The organism is Acinetobacter sp. CAU_H_78 (assembly GCF_058599365.1).
This window is the reverse complement of sequence record NZ_CM178652.1, coordinates 961,532-981,339: the sequence shown is the minus strand read 5'-3', so window position 1 is coordinate 981,339 and position 19,808 is coordinate 961,532. Positions and strand designations below refer to the sequence as shown.

Genomic DNA, 19,808 nt, shown 5'->3' with positions numbered 1-19,808 from the left:
TACAAATTTCCAAAAGTTTTTAGAGATCATGAACACTACTTATCAAGCTCCCCGTCGTTTAATCAAATCCGCAGAAGATATCGAAAAGATGCGTATCGCTGGACGACTGGCTGCAGAAGTGTTGGATATGATCAAACCGCATATCAAACCCGGCGTAACGACACTGGAATTGGATACGATTTGTCATGACTATATTGTAAATGTGCAGAATGCTATTCCTGCATGTTTAGGTTATGGTGCAGCGCCTGGCCGCCCTGCTTTCCAGCATACAATCTGTACATCTGTAAACCATGTGGTCTGTCACGGGATCCCATCTGAAAACAAGATCCTGAAAAAAGGCGATATTTTAAATATTGATGTCACTGTCATCAAAGATGGTTTCCATGGCGACACCAATATGATGTACATCGTGGGTGGTGAAACTTCAATTCTGGCCAACCGTCTGTGCAAAGTCGCTCAAGAAGCCATGTATCGTGGTATGGCTGTAGTTAAACCCGGTGCAACGATTGGTGATATTGGTCATGCGATTCAAAAATATGTTGAATCTGAACGTTTTAGCGTTGTTCGTGAATACTGTGGCCACGGAATCGGTACAACTTTCCATGATGAACCACAGGTGCTGCATTATGGTCAGCCAGATACCGGGATGGTTCTTGAAGAAGGTATGACTTTTACGATTGAACCTATGGTGAATGCGGGTGTTTGGCAAACCAAACTGTTGGGTGATAAATGGACTGTGGTCACTAAAGACCATAAATTATCGGCTCAATATGAGCACACTCTTTTAGTAACAAAAAATGGCATTGAAGTGCTGACTGCCCGTCCTGAAGAAGATTTGTCACGTTTTAGTGCATAACAACAACACTTTCTCACATAAATGGCCACTTTAAAGTGGCCATTTTTAGTTTATATTTCCCCTATTATTCTCATCCTCAAAGCATATTCTTAGTTCATGTCTATCTAAACTACCTATCGATGTTCAAGATAAGGTTGCACTGATTCAGCATTTTTTTCGTATATTTTTCCAAATTCTTTTGCCCAATGTGCACCATTTTAGGCTAAGATAATGTGCTTTTTATTTTTTAATCCCTATAAGAAGGAATACTGCCGTGGACGTACGTCTCTCTGATCGTGTGAATGCCATCAAACCGTCCCCTACGCTTGCTGTGACAAATAAGGCTGCTGAACTGAAAGCTGCTGGTCACAACGTTATTGGTTTGGGCGCAGGTGAGCCAGATTTTGATACCCCTCAACACATCAAAGATGCAGCAATTGCAGCAATTAACAACGGTTTCACCAAATACACCGCTGTTGATGGTACGCCAGGTCTTAAAAAAGCAATTATTGCTAAATTAAAACGTGACAATAACCTTGACTATCAAGCAAACCAAATTCTGGTTTCTTGTGGTGGTAAACAGTCTTTCTTTAACTTGGCACTTGCTTTGTTAAACAAAGGTGATGAAGTGATCATCCCTGCTCCATTCTGGGTGAGCTATCCAGACATGGTGATCATTGCTGAAGGTACACCAGTAATCGTGAAATGTGGTGAAGAACAACGTTTTAAAATTACTCCTGAGCAATTAGAAGCTGCGATCACTGACAAAACTCGTCTAGTGGTATTAAACAGCCCTTCTAACCCGACTGGCATGATCTACACTAAAGCTGAATTAGAAGCTTTAGCTGCAGTACTGCGTAAATACCCAAAAGTATTCATCGCATCTGATGACATGTACGAACCAATCCGTTGGGAAGATGAATTCTACAACATCGCAACTGTTGCCCCAGACCTTTACGACCGCACTATCGTATTAAACGGTGTGTCTAAAGCCTATGCAATGACAGGCTGGCGTATCGGCTATGCGGCAGGTCCTGCTAAACTGATCGGTGCGATGAAAAAAATCCAGTCTCAATCAACTTCTAACCCAACTTCTATTTCACAAGTTGCTGCAGAAGCTGCATTGAATGGTCCTCAAGACGTTCTTGTACCAATGGTTGAAGCGTTTAAACGTCGTCATGACCTGGTTGTGAATGGCTTGAATGACATTAAAGGTATTTCTTGCCTACCTGCTGACGGTGCATTCTATGCATACGCGAACATCAAACCATTGATCCGTGCGAAAGGTCTGAACTCTTGCACAGAATTCTCTGCTTGGTTACTGGAAGAAACTGGTGTTGCAGTCGTTCCTGGTGATGCATTCGGTCTAGGCGGTTTCATGCGTATCTCTTACGCAACTGCTGACGAAGTATTAGTTGATGCACTTGCACGTATCAAAAAAGCTGCTGATTCTATCGAAGGCGTTGATGAGGCGATTGCTTCGATCGAAGCTGAAAAAGCTGCAAAATAATCTAATTGATTAGATGAAAAAACCCGCGATGATCGCGGGTTTTTTTATGCAGTTTGTATATGCTTACGGTATTTAAGTGCCAAGCACAGCAAGCACATCAATGCAGCGAAGGTATATGAAATAGCCAGCATCCACCAAAAGCCATGAATTCCCAATGCATTGAAACCAATATTCATAAATGAAATAGGATGATAGGCAACATACCAACCTCCACCTAAACCAAGTACCAAAACTGCACCTGTAAAAATAAACATGGGCAATACCACTTCTTTCCAGCAGCGCAGCATATTGACACTAATTACCAGAATGGCATCAAAGATATGCATCCAACACACGAGCATCATCAAACTGAATGCCACAGCCAATACCTGCTGATCACCACTAAATAAAGTAATAATCCCACTCTGAAAAATCCATACAAAACTAGCGAGGCAGAATCCAATCGACACAACAACTACAACTGCTTTTTTGCTTAATTGCCATGCTGAATCAATATGTTCTGCGCCAATTTTTGTCGATACCAAAATACTAAAAGCAGACCCCATTGACATCGGCACCATAAACATCAATCCCGTCAAGCCCAGCATAATTTGATGAGAATTTATAACGATGTCCCCCAAGGGTAAAATCAGCAATGCAATCGCACTTATGGCAAATACATCCACAAACGTGACAACACCATTAGGCACACCAATTCTGAGAATTTTGAGCAAGGTAGCCCAATGTAAAAATGTGCCTGACCACTGTATTTGTAATTTCTTCTCTAGAAATACAAAATAATAAACAAATAACAATAACCACTGTGCAACCAAACTTGAAATGAAAGCACCTTGCACACCATAAGCAGCGATATAACCTTCAACACCAAAAATCAGGCAATACCCTAATAACCCCTTGATGATTAAATACAAAATATTGGCATAAAATACACGTTTAGCCTGCCCACAAGTTTGCGTCAGAATATATAGAATACGTAATAAAAGATGTCCTGGAATTACCCATGCCATTAACCACAAACAGGGTGTAATCAGGGCTTGCAGTTCAGCATCAGCTTTTAAAAGATTCAATAAGGGTGTGGCATGGGTAAATAACCAAGCTGCCAAAACAGATAGTGTAAGTACAATCAAAATACTTTGTTTCACAATCTGCTGTATTTCAGAAAAAGCCTGACGCCCATTGGCTTCAGCCAGTTCTTGCATCATGCCTTGCAGAACTCCGACCCCTGAAACAAAACACAATGAATAAATTGAAACACACACAGCCATAGCAGCAACATGCTGGGGTGAAAAATGTGACAGGAAGATCACATCGAATAAACCACCCAGCATAATAATGGCATTACTCAGAAAAATAGGCACCCAAAGATGCAAAAACTGTTTCATTGCAAGATCACTCTATTATTAATTCTTTTCTCGAAATTTATTTTCAAACTGAATTATTTGAGGCTTCGACATACAATGAAAATTACATACAATCCTTGTGCCATAAATCATTATATTTATTAATTTTTATAAAAAGTTCAGTCTCTATCTTTCGTTTGCTTATAGAAAATAATAATTTATTGAGTTCAGAAATTATGAGTTTTTCGTTCCAATTTTTAACAATTTAATCAAAAGAAAGAATGATCATTACATGAAAAGCAGGATGCTATCTGAAATACGAACCTGCTGATCAGTATTTTTATTTAATGATATATAAGTATTTATATGGCGCTTTTAGTTTTAAAAAAAGTATTTTTATCAGATCAAATTACGGGACTTACTTTTCCTTTATCTGATTATATTTATTTCAGGAATCCGGTTGCTGAAACATGGCAATGACCTCAGCTTCTGTCATTTTTTTGGTTTGATTGTTAAATGAGTAAAACGCTGGCTGATGATCTACATAAATTTCTAAATTGAAATCCAGATCCTCTGGTAGTTGCTCTAAAGTAAATACATTAATATTGGCAAAGGAATGATCTTTGGTCCGCCAGAAAATAAAAGTACCACAGGCATTGCAAAAACCACGCTCTGCCCATTCAGAAGTACTTGCAACAGATAAATGCTGCTGATCAATAAAGTGAATATTTTCTATATCAATCGACATTAATGGTCCACTTGTCTGGCGGCGGCACATGGAACAATGACAGGCAGCAACTTCATGATTTCTGAGCTGAACTTCAAATCGAGTCGCTCCGCATAAACATCTCGCTTTCATGATTATTCTTCCTCGGTATTATTATTTTTAATCATTTTACCGGATTCATCATAAGTAAAAGGCTTTGTACATTTCCTCATACAATTTTTTATTGCTGATCGAAGCACCATCTACCTAAACTTGTCATTCAAATCCAGTATTTAAAATAATAAGGACAAGCTATGGATCTCAAGAATCTTTCAGGTTTGCAGATTATGCAAGAGATGCTTAAGGGCAATCTGTCTATGCCTTCTATGGCAACCACCATTCCCATGTCTGCAAGCGAAGTCGAACCGGGACACGTGACCTTTGTTGTAAAAGCAGATGAACGCCATCTGAATCCTATGGGAGGTATACATGGCGCTTTTGCCGCAACTGTTTTAGATACGGTAACAGGCTGCGCAATTCATACTTTACTTAAAGCCGGTGTCGGTTATGGCACCATTGATCTGAATGTAAAAATGTGCCGCCCAATTCCTCACAACCAAGAACTAAATGCAATCGGAAAAGCAATTAATCTCAGTAAAAATCTAGGTATTTCTGAAGGGCAAATTCTGGATGATGAAGGTCGTATTTATGCCCATGCCACAGCAACCTGCATGATTTTTCGCAATTCTGATCATTAAGGTGTTTAAGGCTTAAAGTACGCCCCATTTCCCTTGCGGTACTTTTACCAGTTTTGGTTGGGTCAAAGCCCGATATTCGAAATAATGCTTGGAAACATTCGCTACACTCAGTACCTGAGTTTCTTTAGCAGAAGCTTGCCACACTTTAGACTGGTTCGATCCGGTCAGAAGATTGCCAGCAAGCGCATAAATATAAAGATCTTTTTTCTGAGCTTTAGGCGTATTTAGGAATATTTCAAAACTAAATTGGCGTTCTTGTTCGACCAGCCACTTTTCTGCAAACCATAATTGCAGCAAGTCACCCAGATACAATTGTTTGATCGCTAAGGGCCATAAACGGATTTCTGCACCAGCCACAGGGGTAAAGTATTGAGCTGAATCTTGAATAATATCGAGATAATGATCTTGATAAAAAGGCAGCTGAGAGAAGATTTGAGGGATAGTGAGCGTATTCATTCGCTTTCTCCGGTTTAGCCATTTTTGTGCTGGCAAGTAGGTTTAAATCCACACTGTTTGACCATTTGGTCAAACGACTTTATGTTTTCAATCTAACAAGTGAAATTTGTTCTGACAAGCATTTTTTAAGAATTTAATGCAATCGTTTAAATTAAAATCAGATAAGTGCAATTTGTAATAAATATGACAGTTTTTGCTTGACCCTTGGTAAAATCTCTCTATAATCGCATTCAGATTCTCCCATAGCTCAGTCGGTAGAGCGACGGACTGTTAATCCGCAGGTCCCTGGTTCGAGCCCAGGTGGGAGAGCCAAATTCAAGAAAGCCCGCAGCATTAAAGCGGGCTTTTTTATTGCCTGAAATTTCATTTATAAAATGATTCAATTCTTTTTTCTCTTATATATTCTCACCTTGCCCTTTTATTTATCTGGTTAGATTAGCTTATATTTTCGTTTGATCAAAAGTGTTGTTATAAGTCGTTATTCTAAAATTGACGACAGCTTTTGCTATCTTGCACTTCAAGTTTTTCCTTCTAATCAAATTATAATATGCTTAGGCTATTTCAAATTCTTTCAATAGATTAATAAGCTAGGCAGAGACTCTTATATTTATAAAAAATCCCCCGATTTGGAGGATCTTTTTTGATGTCTTAATTGAGTAGCTTTTTAAGCTGCTTTTGCAGGCACACCACTATGGAAACGGAACATTTCATCTGGACTGAGAATCAGATTCTTTTCCACTTCCCGAATATGATCAATACGACTTTGAATATCTTCTTGCGGATTTTTCAGTTTTGCAGTTTTGGCTACATCTAAAGCTAAGGCCAAGTAGTCCTCAAAATGACGAGATTCAGATTTTAGTAGATAACGGTAGTAACGCCCTAACTCGTCATCCACCAGCGGTGCAAGCGCATAAAAACGCTCACAAGAACGTGCTTCTACAAAAGCACCTATCACCAGCACATCAATTAATGCTTCTGGTTCATAGGTCCGGATTTCCTTACGCAAACCACCCGCATAACGCCCTGCACTGAGACCAATCCATTGCTGGCCACGCTTATTCATGAATTCCAGCACCTGTTCATAGTGCAGCATTTCTTCACGTACCAGTTGCGCCAGTTTCACCTGTAAATCTACGAAGAAGCTATAGCGGAACATCAGGTTCATTGCTGTACTGGCTGCTTTCTTCTCACAGTTGGCATGATCCTGCATCAGGATCTCCAGATTCTGTAATGCCTCATCAAGCCAGGCTTTTGGTGTTTCACAACCTAAGAAGCCAATGACAGGCTTCATCAGTTCATCATAATCAATATTTGACATATGTTTCTTGCAATCTTAACGCGCAGCTTTAATTGCAGCTTTCATTTGTTGAACCGCTTGCGCCAGTCCAACAAAAACTGCATCTGCAATAATCGAGTGACCAATATTTAATTCATGAATTTGAGGAATTGCAGCAATTGGAGTGACATTATCCAGGTTCAGACCATGACCTGCATTGACCACCAAACCTTTAGAAGCCGCATACTCTGCCCCTTTGATAATACGCTCTAGTTCAACCTGCTGTGCTTCAGGTGTTGCTGCATCGGCATAAGCACCTGTATGCAGCTCAATTGTAGGTGCACCACAAGCCACTGCTGCATCAATCTGGGCAATATCTGCATCAATAAATAGCGACACGTCACAGCCAATCGCAGATAATTCCTGAGTGGCTTTTTTCACATCTTCAAAATGACCAACGACATCCAGACCACCTTCAGTTGTCACTTCCTGACGCTTTTCTGGCACAAAGCAGACATGCTGTGGCTGGATTTCTTTAGCAATCGCAACCATTTCATCAGTTACGGCCATTTCCAGATTCATATGGGTAGTTAATACCGGACGCATACGACGTACATCTTCATCCTGAATATGTCGGCGGTCTTCGCGCAAATGCAGGGTAATTCCCTCTGCACCGGCCTGCTCACAGATCAATGCAGCATTGACTGGGTCTGGGTACGTCGTACCACGTGCTTGTCTTAAAGTTGCGACATGGTCAATATTGACACCAAGTAATGCAGCCATAATATTTTCCTAACTACGATTGAGATTGAGAATTTTGGATCCACAATTGTCGACTTTTCAGTGGTCGGTCACCGAGTAAAGCAGTGATCACCTGTCGATATAGCTTCGTCAGTAATTGTAACTGTTCTGGATTAAAATCCCTACCATTTTCATAGTGCTGCATTGTTAAAATCTGCTGACCTGACATGGTTGAGCGCAAGGCTTTAGCCGAAGGCATAAAACCTTCATTCAACTGAAAATAGTAATGTTGCAAGGGATTGATCTGTGCCTGATTGGCATCGACCGAAAAATCCAGTTCATAGCCAAGTTCTTCTAATAAGATATGTTCAAACTGGCGTAAAACCTGTTTTAAATAAGTATTAGGATTTTCTTGATCGGAGAGTTTTTGCAAGGCATTCAATGTTTCGCCATATTTGGCAAAGGTCAGCGGCATTTGCACTTCAAGCGGACATAAACGCAACAGGATTTCATTCAGATAAAAGCCAGAAAAAAAGGCATCACCGAAAAAAAAGATCGGCTGATTAACAATTTCTAATTTGGTGAAGTTTTTGAGTTCAGATTTGCCTGAGGCTAGCAAGCTGATGGGTTGATATTGTGGTGGTGGATTTTGTCTTAATATCCCATCGATACGGCCATATTCCTGGGTAAATAAATGCACAATATGACTGCGATCGCGATATTTACGATGATGAATCAGGTATCCATGCAGCACTTCATTACGCATAGGCTGCTTCTTTAGTCTTTATTCTTTTTTGATTTTTTCTCGTCTTCTTCGTCATCCCCATCAGGAATGGCGGCACCCACAACAGCCGCGGTCCCTTTGACCGCGTACTTTGTGGTTTTATAGGCAACTTTGGCAGGAACGGTCACTACTTTATGAATACAGCCTTGCAAGAATAAAACACATGCCACGACTGCCAAAATTTTCATCATGATCCGTTCCTATCCAATTTAAATGTCGCTATAACCTAGACTTTTCAGGGCTCGCTCATCATCAGACCAGCCGCCTTTGACTTTCACCCAAAGCGTTAGCATGATTTTCTGCTCGAACATTTTTTCCATGTCGACACGTGCATCCATGCCGATTTTTTTCAGCTTGGAACCTTTTTCACCTATGACAATGGCTTTCTGGCCAGCACGATCAACGAAAATGGTGGCATCAATATAAGTACATGCCGGCTTCATACGACCTGTTTTTTCGTTCAGGGTCGGCTCTTCAGTTTTGAAAGATTCGATCTGAACAGTTAAATCGTATGGCAGTTCTTCGCCTAACTGACGCATGATCTTTTCACGGATAATTTCAGAGGCTAGGAAACGCTCTGAACGATCAGTGAGCTGATCCAGTGAATATAGCGGTGGCTGGAATGGCAGGTACTTGGCAATCGTATCGCGTAAGTGTTCGAGGTTGGCACCACGAAGTGCAGACACTGGTACGATTTCAGCAAAGTTCATCAGTTTGGCACGTTCACGAATCAGCGGTAAGGCCTCATTCTTGTTCTCGAACGTGTCCAGTTTGTTGATTACCAGAATCACCGGCATATCCGCATTTTTTAATTTCTCCAGAACAAGCTCATCGTTCTGGGTCCATTTTTGTGCATCAACGACAAACAGCACCAGGTTCACGTCACGCAGTGCAGAGTGCGCAGCACGGTTCATCATTTTATTGATGGCACGTACTTCTTTCTTATGCATCCCCGGTGTATCAACAAATACTGCCTGAGATTTTTCACGTGAATCAATCCCTACGATTTTATGACGTGTGGTTTGTGGCTTACGTGAAGTAATCGAAAGTTTCTGGCCCAGTAAGTGGTTCATCAAGGTTGATTTACCCACGTTTGGGCGTCCGACAATCGCCACGAAACCGCTGCGATAATCAGAAGGAATTTCAGTACCCTGTGCACTGAAAAATTGACTAATCAAGTCATTGCTGTCGCTTTGCGACTCGTGATCAGCATCAATGTGATCGGAATGAGTAGTCATTAAGACTTATGCTCCAAATGTTTTAAAATATCTGCCGCAACCGCCTGTTCAGCGAATCGTCGGCTTGAACCTTCACCGGCCATGACCGGTAAGCCTTCTACCTGGCATTCCACTTTGAAATGCTGGTTCGGGGCATCACCCTGAATATCTACAACCTCGTAAACTGGGAGAGGTTTTTTACGTGCTTGTAAATATTCCTGTAGGCGTGATTTAGGGTCTTTCAGCTGGTCAGTTGGTTCTATATTGTCTAAATACGGTTCGTACCATTTTAGCACAATCGCCTGTAGTATAGTGAGATCACCGCAATCCACATAGATCGCACCAATAATGGCTTCGACCGTATCCGCAAGTATAGACTCACGATGATGACCACCCGATTTCAGCTCACCCGTACTGAGAATCAGGTTCTGACTCAATTTTAGATCATTGGCAATTTTCCCTAACGCTTCCTGTCGGACAAGAGTCGCACGCATACGCGTCAGACGGCCCTCGTTTTCCTGCGGGTAAGCAGTAAAGAGATAATTGGCTATGATCATCCCTAAAAGAGAATCGCCTAGAAATTCTAGGCGTTCATAGTTGTGTTTATGACTGACTGAACGATGGGTCAATGCCAGTTTTAACAGATCAGCTTGTTTAAACTGATAGCCGATCCGTTTGGCAAGACGCTCATCATTTAGTTTTGACTGTGTTTTGATCAAAATCTTTCTCAAACTTCATCACTAAATCGATATTCATTATAAAATTCTTGCGAATTTCATAATTCTTGTGCACCTGTAAACCATCAGTGTTGGTTACCTTGGCAATTTCATCAAACTTCAGATCGCGAATATTGTTCATTTCTAAACGCTGACCCATCTGCTGACGAAATTTTTCTGGTGCAATATTTGCCGGAGAACTCTTTAAAAGTTCCTCAATCTGATTGTCCACCATACGATCATCAAAGTATGGCCCCCAAACTGCAATCGCCACTTTGGCAAGAAAAGCAAACCCCACGATTGCAAATAAAATTCCAATATACGAAGCACCTTGTTGATGTTTCATTTTTTATTTTCCTGACTGAAATAATTAATCGATTATTCCGTTTCGACTAAACGATGGCAGTTTAAAGCCAGGTTCTTTATGCATCCAGATATAGAATGCGCGACCTGTTAAGTTTTCTTCCGGAACAAAGCCCCAGAAACGACTGTCAGCACTTTGATCGCGATTATCCCCCATCGCAAAGTAATGACCTTCTGGAACTTTCACTTCCCAATATAAACCATTTTCAGTTGAAAACTTACCATTTTCTATATAGTTAAGGAATGGAGCCTGACGAGCTACATTTACTCCTTCCAGTTCACGCATAGTGAAAGTATGTTCGCCAATGGTTTCTTTATGATAAATCGAATTTGGCGTATCCAGGCGATCTTTTTCACGGCTGAATTCTACTGGAACTTTTGCTACTTTCTCACCATTAATGGTTAACTGGCCATGATCATAAACAATATGATCACCTGGCAAACCAATTACACGTTTGATATAGCTAATCGTTGGTTGTGGCGGATAGCGGAAGACCACGACATCACCACGTTCCGGGCTACCTGTATCCAGAATTTTTGTATTTACAATTGGTAATTTCACACCATAGTCAAATTTATTGACCAGGATAAAATCACCGGTTTCCAGTGTTGGAACCATGGAGTCTGATGGAATATTGAAAGGTTCGTACAGGAAAGAACGCAATACTAAAACGACAGCCAAAACCGGCCAGAAATCATAAGCCCAGGTAATAATGAAGTTTTCATTGCCCTTGCCTTTGGTCTGTCGTTGTTTCAGAACAAACTTATCCAGCAACCAGACCGCGACGAAAAATAAGGTCGCAGGAACAAGAATCAAATTAAAATCAAAATCCATGGGCTTATTATCCTTATAGTATTAGCGTTCGACTTTCAGTACGGCTAAGAACGCTTCTTGTGGAATTTCAACACTACCCACCTGTTTCATACGTTTCTTACCTTCTTTCTGTTTTGCAAGAAGTTTCTTCTTACGTGATACGTCACCACCATAACATTTTGCCAATACGTTTTTACGCATTGCTTTTACGGTAGAACGGGCAATAATTTGCGCACCAATGGCCGCCTGAATTGCCACATCAAACATCTGACGAGGAATTAGATCTTTCATTTTTTCAACCAGTGCGATCCCACGATGACGTGCATCCTGACGGTGGCAGATCATTGCTAAAGCATCGACTTTTTCACCATTGATCAGGACATCCACTTTCACCAGTGATGAACTTTCAAAACGCACAAAGTTGTAATCTAGTGACGCAAAACCGCGTGAACAAGATTTCAATTTATCAAAGAAATCCATCACCACTTCGGCCATTGGAATTTCAAAAGTAACAGATACCTGATTCGCCATGAACTTCATGTCTTTTTGTACGCCACGGCGCTCAATACATAGGGTCATGACATTACCCAGGTATTCCTGTGGCACGAGGATATGACATTCTGCAATTGGTTCACGCAGGTCTTCAACAGTTGAACCATCTGGCATTTTTGACGGGCTGTCGATGTAAATGGTATTGCCATTCTTCATCACTGCTTCATAAATTACTGTTGGTGCTGAAGAAATCAGATCCAGATCGTATTCACGTTCTAAACGCTCTTGTACGATCTCCATGTGCAGCATACCTAAGAAGCCACAGCGGAAACCGAAGCCTAGAGCATCAGAACTTTCTGGTTCAAAGAACAGCGCAGAGTCATTAATTTGCAGTTTATGCAATGCTTCACGGAAAGGTTCAAAATCACTGGAATCAATTGGAAACAAGCCTGCATATACCTGTGGTTTTACTTTTTTGAAACCAGGTAATGTTGGAACTTCTGGAGTAGTTGCCAGTGTAATGGTATCACCCACTGGTGCACCAAAAATGTCTTTAATACCGGCAATCACGAAACCAACTTCACCCGCTTCAAGGATATCGGTTTCAGTATGCTTCGGATTAAAAATACCGACTGAAGTGATGATATGTGTCTGACCAGTCGATTTCACCAGCATCTTGTCGCCCTTGCGAACACGACCCTGTTTCACACGAACCAGAGATACTACGCCCAGGTAATTATCGAACCACGAGTCCACAATCAGTGCTTGTAGCGGTGCATCACGATCACCTGTAGGAGCCGGAATCGTATCTACCAAGGTTTCTAATACACTTTCAATACCTAGACCGGTTTTTGCTGAACAGGTCGGTGCTTCAGTCGCTTCGATACCAATAATATCTTCAATTTCCTGAATTACACGTTCAGGCTCGGCCTGCGGTAAATCAATCTTGTTCAGTACAGGAAGAACTTCAAGCCCCTGTTCAATCGCAGTATAGCAGTTTGCTACAGACTGGGCTTCTACCCCCTGGGCAGCATCTACCACCAACAATGCACCTTCACACGCAGCAAGAGAGCGCGACACTTCATAAGAGAAATCCACGTGTCCCGGCGTATCAATGAAGTTCAACTGATATTCCTGACCATTAGGATGCTTATAGTTCAAGGTCACAGAAGTGGCTTTAATAGTAATCCCACGTTCGCGTTCAAGCTCCATGGAATCGAGTACCTGTGCCTGCATTTCACGATCCTGCAAACCACCACAGGTTTGAATGAACCGATCCGCCAGGGTCGATTTACCGTGGTCGATATGCGCAATAATCGAGAAGTTACGAATGTTTTTAATATCAACAGATTTTTTAGCTTGCGCCATGGGCTACCTTGAGAAAAAAACGCGCCATGCAATTTAAAAAGTCATTGCATAACAAAAGCCGAATAGAAATTGCCGAGGATTATAGCAGAATGGAGATACAGAAAAAGAATTATCTTTCTTCTCTCTTAGCTGTCTTAAGCACATGACCAGTTTTTTCTTATTTTTCTTTTCCTCAGCTTTTATCCAAGAAAACAGCTTGTTAAATGGGCTGCTTCCTATTTGGTAGCTCCCCTCTATTCAATCTCGATATCATCACCTTATTAGATTGATTCTTCTCTTATCCCCTTTGCTTCTTCTCTCAAATATAAATTAGAAAAATCATAAGGATTAATACTGTCTGAGAGGGGCTGATAGGCTTGGGTAAAACTTGGCGACATACGCTTCGGGCGACCCGACGCAATTTCGATACAGGCCCACTGCGTGCTACCGGTAAATAGGACATTCTGATCCTGTGGACGATAAAAAGCATACTGTCTGAATGAGTACAAGGCATTCAGATCACTTAACCAGGTTCTTAAAATCAGCTCATCCCCTTCAAATGCCGCCTTGCGATATTGGACATGATGTTCAACTGCAACCATGGCATGTTTAAGTTGCAGATACTCATTTAAACCGAGTCCTAATTGCTCGATATGCGCCGAGGCCACATCCTGCATCCACTGCACATAAACTACGTTATTCACATGTCCTAGACGATCAATATGTTCAGGTTGTACCTTCAAAACTTGGTCAAAAATACCGGTCACTTTTCTCTAATCCTTTATCGCAATTTTTTCTATGTACAGAGTCTACAGAAATTATGCCTCGGGTAAATTGCGAAAAATAAAAAACCGCCTATACAAGCGGTCTTTTATTGAAGATTCATTTATTTTATGAAATGCGCATCCCGACAATGGCACGTTGACCCTGACGAATCAGACCGACACGAGCAACACTGCCTTTTTTCAGATCTGCCACAGCTTCCACAAACTGGTTACTGTTCAAGATTGCTTTACCATTGATTTGAGTCACGACATCATTTGGCATAATCCGTGCCTGAGCTGCGATCCCGTCTCTACGGACGTCCTGAATGACTACACCACCCTTAATCTCTAAACGTTCTTTTTCAGCCGGACTTAATTCACGAATAGTAACACCTAATACCGGACCTTTATTTGGCTGAGCCTGGTTACCTGCTTTGGCCGGCGTTTCATCTGGCGCAGTCGTTAGGGTTGCATTGATATTACGACGTTTATCATCACGTAATACTTCTAACTGGATCTGCTGTTTAGGTGCAGAACGGTTCAAATAGTTCAGCAACTGACTAGTGCGTGAAATATCAGTACCATTGTATTTTAAAATCACGTCACCGGCTTGTAGACCCGCTTTAGCCGCTGGCGAGTTTGGTGCCACCTGGGTAATTAAAGAACCTTCTGGCTTAGATAATTTATAAGATTCAGCCAAAGTACGGTCGATATCTTGCAGGCTTACACCCAGATAAGAACGGGTCACCTTACCATCGCGTTTCAGCTGGTCAGCGACTTCCATAGCGACATCAATGGGAATCGAAAATGACAGCCCCATATAACCGCCAGTACCACTGAAGATTCGTGAGTTCACCCCAACCACTTCACCGCGCTGGTTAAATAGCGGCCCACCCGAGTTACCTGGATTCAGGGCCACATCAGTCTGAATAAATGGGACTGCGGTTTCGCCCATCATATTACGCATCTTGGCACTGACAATCCCGGCAGAAGCGGAGTAGTCAAAACCAAAAGGTGAACCGATTGCTAATACAGGCTCACCTACACGTAATTTATCGACATCACCAGTACGCAGTTCCGGGAAACCTGAACCATTGACTTTCAACAAAGCGACGTCAGTACGCTCGTCGCTTCCCACGACTGTTGCATCAATTTCCCGACGATCATTCAAGGTAATTGTTACTTTAGACGCATCTTCAACTACGTGGTGGTTGGTCAGCAGATAGCCATCCTTACTAATGAAGAAGGCACTCCCATATCCGGTTTTTTCCTGCGGTACACGTGGCTGCGGAATAATCACCTGATTACCAAAGAAACGGCGTAAAATTTCAGGAACCTGTTGCTGTAAGAGCTCTTCTTCGCTCATTTTCTTGACAACACTCACACTGACAACTGCCGGACTGACCTGATCAACCAGGTTAGAAAAATCGACGGGTGTTACTGCCTGTAACTGAGCAGCACTCATAGTAACAGTCGCTGCAAATAATCCTTTTTTTAAATCCAGAATTTTCATATAAATTATTCACCCAAATTGTTGATAAATTTATGTAAATAGGTTTTATCACAAACTTCATATATTTTAAGTAACAATATGTTCGAAAGCTTCGAATGTTGGCAACCTTTAATTTTTGTAAAGCATTAAGTTAAAGCTTTTATTAATTTTTTTCATCAATAAATGAGCACTTAAACGCTTGCCTTTTGTACAAAAAAGCGCTCTGATTACCGGACTTTTTTCAATTAGCTGATGGACATGTCTAATTTTCCCCTTACCCATCATTTTGACGTGATCATTGTGGGCAGTGGTGGTGCCGGCCTAAGTCTAGCACTTTCTTTGCCTGAACATTTTAATATTGCAGTTCTTGCCAAATCTACCCTGACCGATGCCAGTACCTATTATGCACAAGGCGGCGTTGCAGCTGTACTGGATGAGACAGACTCGATTGAACAGCATATTGATGACACCATGATTGCAGGTGTACATCTGTGTGAAATGGATGCGGTGAAGCAGACGGTGGAAGGTGGTAAGCCTTCGGTGGATTTTCTGCTGAAACACGGCGTCCAATTCACCTTGGATGAGCAAGAACAATTACATTTGACCCGTGAAGGCGGCCATTCACAGCGCCGAATCATTCACGCAGCTGATGCGACTGGGCGTGCCATTTCTACCACGTTGGTACAGCGCGCTCAGGAAAAAGAAAATATTACCATCTTTGAAAATTACATTGCGATTGACCTGATCTGCTCACAAAAACTGGGCCTAGATAGTGAAAATCGCGCTTTAGGTTTATATGCACTCAATGAAGCAAGTGCACAAGTCCATACCTTTCTAGCCCCTTTTACTGCCCTGGCTTGTGGCGGTGCGATGAAAGCCTATCTTTATACTTCCAATCCAGATATCGCGACCGGTGATGGAATTGCGATGGCTTATCGTGCCGGTTGCCGGGTTGCGAATATGGAATTCAACCAGTTCCATCCGACCTGTTTATATCATCCGCAAGCCCGTTCATTCCTGATCACAGAAGCTATGCGTGGTGAAGGTGCGTATTTACGCCTTCCTGATGGTGAGCGCTTTATGCTGCGCTTTGATGAACGAGCAGAACTGGCACCACGTGATATTGTGGCGCGTGCAATTGACTATGAGATTAAACGTCTGGGCATTCGTCATGTCTGGCTGGACATTACCCATAAAGATGAAAGCTTCATCAAGGAACATTTCCCGACCCTTTATGCACGTCTGCTAGAGCTTGGCATCGACATCACTAAGGAAATGATTCCTGTGGTTCCTGCTGCGCATTATACCTGTGGTGGTGTGGTCGTAGATGAAAATAGCCAAACCGATATTGCCGGACTCTATGCCATTGGTGAAACTTCTTATACTGGCTTGCACGGTGCTAACCGCATGGCCAGTAACTCACTTTTAGAATGTTTTGTATATGGCATGAGTGCTGCCAAACATATTCAGGAAAATTTCAAGGCAGATCAAGCACTCCCTGAGGTACCAGAATGGGATGATTCTCAGGTCACTAATCCTGATGAAGATGTAGTTATTTTGCAAAACTGGGACGAGCTGCGTCAGACCATGTGGAACTATGTCGGTATTGTGCGTACCACTAAACGCCTGGAACGTGCCCTGCACCGGATTGAGATGTTGAAGAAAGAAATTACCGAGTACTATCAGGATTATCAGGTGAGCAAAAACCTGATCGAGCTGCGTAATCTGGTACTCGTTTCAGAGATGATCGTGCGTTGTGCCATGCAACGTAAGGAATCCCGTGGCCTGCATTTCACCCTGGATTATCCAGAATTACTGCCTGAGCTACGCAAAACTGTACTGATTCCACCAAGTTTTGAAGTAGAAACTCCTTTGGTGAATGCTTAAAGATATAAATAAGGCAGATAATATTTTTAAATGTTATCTGCCTTTTCTTTGGCCCTGATTTTTTAAGTTTTTAGAATAATCAGGATTTAAATAAAGCATATGATTTGTATGAGTTAATCAGCATTTTAAGGAATGCACGTGTTCTTTACGTGGTGGAACCGAATAGGTCGCTGTCACATGGGCAACCGGCTCTTCCTGATCAATCGAATAAATCCAGACTTCTCCCACAATGAGTGCCTTCCCCACTTTCATCAATTTACTTTCCCCTCGCAGATCGACTCCGCCTGAAGGCTTACGCAGAAAATTAATATTCAAGTTCGTGGTCACTGCCAGACCAACCAGTCCAATCTCACCAAGGATCGCGATATATAAAGCGAGATCAGCCAAGGTCATCATGGTGGGTCCAGACACTGTGCCGCCGGGACGTAATTCCTGCTCACTCACGCGATACAGCACGGTTGCGCCCTGAGGCACTACAGCCTCGATTTGGCACTTTTCCAGGCTCTGCGGAAATTCCTGCTGTAAAAACTGGATGATTTCTTCTCTTGTACTTTTCATCATGTTTTATCTTCCTGATTTATTCCAATATAGAAGATTCTTCCTTGAAATAACTAGAGAAAAGTATGCCAAAAATGTCTTTAGAATAAAATTATTTTAAATAAGACAGCGCCTGTTCAAACACCTGATCCGGTGTTTGAGTCGCATCCAGACGTTTAATCCGCTCTGGATGACGCTGGCATAGCGTGGCATACCCGGCGCGAACTTTCTCAAAGAAAGTAACTTTCTCTTGCTCAAACCGATCCAGAGCACCTCGGGCACGAGCGCGATTCATACCCAGTTCAATCGGTGCATCCAGCCAGAACGTAATATCCGGCATACGTTCCACAAAATTTTGATTTAACAGATTTAGCTTGTCTTCACTGAGTCCACGTCCTGCACATTGATAGGCAAAACTGGCATCACTAAAGCGATCACATAAGACAATTTTTCCAGCATTTAAAGCGGGTAAAATCACTTGTGCCAGATGCTGGGCACGTGCCGCATACATCAACAATAACTCTGTATCATGGCACATCGCTTCTTCGTGGTTTACGGCCAATAACAGCGAACGAATCTGTTCTGCCATTGGTGTGCCACCCGGCTCGCGGGTCAACACGACCTCTTTACCTTGAGCAATAAAATCATCATAGATACGACGAATGAGTGTGGTTTTCCCTACACCCTCAGTGCCTTCAAAGCTGATAAACATGCTCATTCCTTATTTTTTGAACGTAAAACAGAGAGATACTCTTGTACTGCTCTATTGTGGTCTTGCAGACTACTGCTGAATTTATGCCCACCATTACCCGTTGCAACAAAATAAATATTTTGTGAATTGTCCGGATGCATCGCTGCTTCAATGGCTTTCTTGCTTGGCAAGGCAATCGGTGTCGGTGGCAAGCCAGCCATGGTATAGGTGTTATAAGGTGTTGGATTGCGTAGATCCTGACGAGTGATATTCCCTTTGTAATTCTCACCCATACCATAAATTACGGTTGGATCTGTCTGTAGACGCATGCCGATTTTCAAACGGCGCACAAATACACCAGATACCTGTTGTAACTCGCTATCCAGACTGGTTTCTTTTTCAATGATCGATGCCATGATCAGCGCTTCATATTTATTCTGATATGGCAGATCTGAAGCACGTTTTTCCCAAGCCTGATCCAGAGACTTCATCTGGCGCTGATAAAGATCAGTCAGAATCTTGCGATCCGTTTCGCCTTTGGCAAAGAAATAGGTATCTGGAGCGAACAGACCTTCAGGATGATTAAATGGAATATTGAGTTCTTTGAGCAATTGATCGGTTGGCAAATTCACCACTTCTTTAGTCACCAGATCATCTTTCTTTAAGGCATCAATCAGCTGTTTAAAAGTCGTGCCTTCGATGACCAAGATCCGGTTCATCTGAGCATTTTCTGCATTAGAAATCATGTCCAGTACTGCACGGATGCTCATACCTTGAGGAATTTCATAGACACCCGCCTTCATGGTGTCATGAATCATGATGCGCTGATACAGTTTTAAAATAATCGGAAAGCTGACATGATTTTCTTTGGCGAGCCGATCAATAAATCCAGAATAGGTTTCACCGTTACTAATTGCCAGTAACTGTTTTTGACCTTCTACAGGATAATCTTTCCATAGGCTGGCTTTTAGGATCAGCCCTAGAACCAGGAGTATCCCGATTAGAAATAGAACTATCCCTTTCATGAAACCAGGGCGTTTGGCATTATTTTTCTTTTTGGTTTTAGACTTGGAAGCTGACAT

Annotated in this window: 21 protein-coding genes and 1 tRNA gene; 5 read left to right on the top strand and 17 right to left on the bottom strand. The window is 42.1% G+C overall.

From position 1 onward, the window contains the following. Positions 1–28 precede the first annotated feature (28 nt). A complete protein-coding gene (gene map, locus AC4MCD_RS04835) occupies positions 29–856 on the top strand; it encodes a type I methionyl aminopeptidase (protein WP_004784494.1) in 828 nt (275 codons plus the stop codon). 253 nt (positions 857–1,109) lie between these two features. Next, on the top strand, positions 1,110–2,345 hold the full coding sequence (locus tag AC4MCD_RS04830; protein ID WP_491876669.1) for a pyridoxal phosphate-dependent aminotransferase: 1,236 nt from the start codon (positions 1,110–1,112) through the stop codon (positions 2,343–2,345). Positions 2,346–2,389: 44 nt separating this feature from the next. On the opposite strand, the gene AC4MCD_RS04825 is transcribed toward AC4MCD_RS04830, so the two are convergent. Together AC4MCD_RS04825 and AC4MCD_RS04820 are read right to left on the bottom strand one after the other, a co-directional pair. Next, positions 2,390–3,727 (bottom strand): MATE family efflux transporter, encoded by a 1,338-nt coding sequence (locus AC4MCD_RS04825; protein WP_180002831.1) that lies wholly within the window; start codon positions 3,725–3,727, stop codon positions 2,390–2,392. 406 nt (positions 3,728–4,133) lie between these two features. Continuing rightward, on the bottom strand, positions 4,134–4,544 hold the full coding sequence (locus AC4MCD_RS04820) for a GFA family protein (protein WP_419365358.1): 411 nt from the start codon (positions 4,542–4,544) through the stop codon (positions 4,134–4,136). A 161-nt stretch (positions 4,545–4,705) separates the two neighbouring features. Here AC4MCD_RS04820 and AC4MCD_RS04815 point away from each other — a divergent pair, with 161 nt between their 5' ends. Continuing rightward, the gene (locus AC4MCD_RS04815) at positions 4,706–5,149 is read left to right on the top strand and encodes a PaaI family thioesterase (RefSeq protein WP_491876668.1); all 444 of its coding nucleotides are present in this window, start codon (positions 4,706–4,708) and stop codon (positions 5,147–5,149) included. Positions 5,150–5,161: 12 nt separating this feature from the next. Here the strand turns inward: AC4MCD_RS04815 and AC4MCD_RS04810 are convergent, their stop codons facing one another. Beyond that, positions 5,162–5,605 (bottom strand): hypothetical protein, encoded by a 444-nt coding sequence (locus AC4MCD_RS04810; RefSeq protein ID WP_419365360.1) that lies wholly within the window; start codon positions 5,603–5,605, stop codon positions 5,162–5,164. A 236-nt stretch (positions 5,606–5,841) separates the two neighbouring features. On the opposite strand from AC4MCD_RS04810, the gene AC4MCD_RS04805 reads away from it, so the two are divergent. Continuing rightward, positions 5,842–5,917: transfer RNA gene (locus tag AC4MCD_RS04805), tRNA-Asn, on the top strand. Between the two features lie 352 nt (positions 5,918–6,269). Here AC4MCD_RS04805 and AC4MCD_RS04800 read toward each other — a convergent pair. The 11 genes from AC4MCD_RS04800 to AC4MCD_RS04750 all read right to left on the bottom strand — a co-directional run bounded on the left by AC4MCD_RS04800 (position 6,270) and on the right by AC4MCD_RS04750 (position 15,632). Continuing rightward, complete coding sequence (locus tag AC4MCD_RS04800; protein WP_180002823.1) at positions 6,270–6,923, bottom strand: MiaE family protein; 654 nt, start codon at positions 6,921–6,923, stop codon at positions 6,270–6,272. Between the two features lie 15 nt (positions 6,924–6,938). Next, complete coding sequence (gene pdxJ, locus AC4MCD_RS04795) at positions 6,939–7,664, bottom strand: pyridoxine 5'-phosphate synthase (protein WP_180015238.1); 726 nt, start codon at positions 7,662–7,664, stop codon at positions 6,939–6,941. A gap of 13 nt (positions 7,665–7,677) precedes the next feature. Further along, the gene (gene recO / locus AC4MCD_RS04790; protein WP_208462209.1) at positions 7,678–8,388 is read right to left on the bottom strand and encodes a DNA repair protein RecO; all 711 of its coding nucleotides are present in this window, start codon (positions 8,386–8,388) and stop codon (positions 7,678–7,680) included. An 11-nt stretch (positions 8,389–8,399) separates the two neighbouring features. Beyond that, positions 8,400–8,597, bottom strand: coding sequence for an NF038104 family lipoprotein (locus AC4MCD_RS04785; protein ID WP_419365363.1), 198 nt, complete (start codon positions 8,595–8,597; stop codon positions 8,400–8,402). Positions 8,598–8,615: 18 nt separating this feature from the next. Then, positions 8,616–9,644: a GTPase Era gene (era, locus tag AC4MCD_RS04780; RefSeq protein ID WP_004784513.1), complete on the bottom strand. Its 1,029-nt coding sequence runs from the start codon at positions 9,642–9,644 to the stop codon at positions 8,616–8,618. Beyond that, complete coding sequence (gene rnc, locus AC4MCD_RS04775; RefSeq protein WP_491876667.1) at positions 9,644–10,342, bottom strand: ribonuclease III; 699 nt, start codon at positions 10,340–10,342, stop codon at positions 9,644–9,646. The genes era and rnc overlap by 1 nt, the downstream gene beginning before the upstream one ends. Next, positions 10,314–10,685 carry a DUF4845 domain-containing protein gene (locus AC4MCD_RS04770; protein WP_491876666.1) on the bottom strand — a complete coding sequence of 124 codons (372 nt, stop codon included), beginning with the start codon at positions 10,683–10,685 and terminating at the stop codon, positions 10,314–10,316. Before AC4MCD_RS04770 ends, rnc begins: the two co-directional genes overlap by 29 nt. Positions 10,686–10,709: 24 nt before the next feature. Then, positions 10,710–11,537 carry a signal peptidase I gene (gene lepB, locus AC4MCD_RS04765; RefSeq protein ID WP_159124070.1) on the bottom strand — a complete coding sequence of 276 codons (828 nt, stop codon included), beginning with the start codon at positions 11,535–11,537 and terminating at the stop codon, positions 10,710–10,712. Between the two features lie 21 nt (positions 11,538–11,558). Beyond that, positions 11,559–13,376: a translation elongation factor 4 gene (gene lepA, locus AC4MCD_RS04760; protein ID WP_419365365.1), complete on the bottom strand. Its 1,818-nt coding sequence runs from the start codon at positions 13,374–13,376 to the stop codon at positions 11,559–11,561. A gap of 260 nt (positions 13,377–13,636) precedes the next feature. After that, positions 13,637–14,122: an acyl-CoA thioesterase gene (locus AC4MCD_RS04755; protein WP_491876665.1), complete on the bottom strand. Its 486-nt coding sequence runs from the start codon at positions 14,120–14,122 to the stop codon at positions 13,637–13,639. Positions 14,123–14,246: 124 nt separating this feature from the next. Next, positions 14,247–15,632: a Do family serine endopeptidase gene (locus tag AC4MCD_RS04750; protein WP_034171221.1), complete on the bottom strand. Its 1,386-nt coding sequence runs from the start codon at positions 15,630–15,632 to the stop codon at positions 14,247–14,249. Between the two features lie 237 nt (positions 15,633–15,869). Here AC4MCD_RS04750 and nadB point away from each other — a divergent pair, with 237 nt between their 5' ends. Further along, the gene (nadB, locus tag AC4MCD_RS04745) at positions 15,870–17,498 is read left to right on the top strand and encodes an L-aspartate oxidase (RefSeq protein ID WP_491876664.1); all 1,629 of its coding nucleotides are present in this window, start codon (positions 15,870–15,872) and stop codon (positions 17,496–17,498) included. A 117-nt stretch (positions 17,499–17,615) separates the two neighbouring features. Here nadB and AC4MCD_RS04740 read toward each other — a convergent pair whose 3' ends face one another. The 3 genes from AC4MCD_RS04740 to mltG form a co-directional block, all read right to left on the bottom strand. Next, the gene (locus AC4MCD_RS04740; RefSeq protein WP_171505604.1) at positions 17,616–18,056 is read right to left on the bottom strand and encodes a PaaI family thioesterase; all 441 of its coding nucleotides are present in this window, start codon (positions 18,054–18,056) and stop codon (positions 17,616–17,618) included. 91 nt (positions 18,057–18,147) lie between these two features. Further along, a complete protein-coding gene (gene tmk / locus AC4MCD_RS04735; protein WP_419365369.1) occupies positions 18,148–18,747 on the bottom strand; it encodes a dTMP kinase in 600 nt (199 codons plus the stop codon). Between the two features lie 2 nt (positions 18,748–18,749). Beyond that, on the bottom strand, positions 18,750–19,808 hold the full coding sequence (gene mltG / locus AC4MCD_RS04730; RefSeq protein WP_180139341.1) for an endolytic transglycosylase MltG: 1,059 nt from the start codon (positions 19,806–19,808) through the stop codon (positions 18,750–18,752).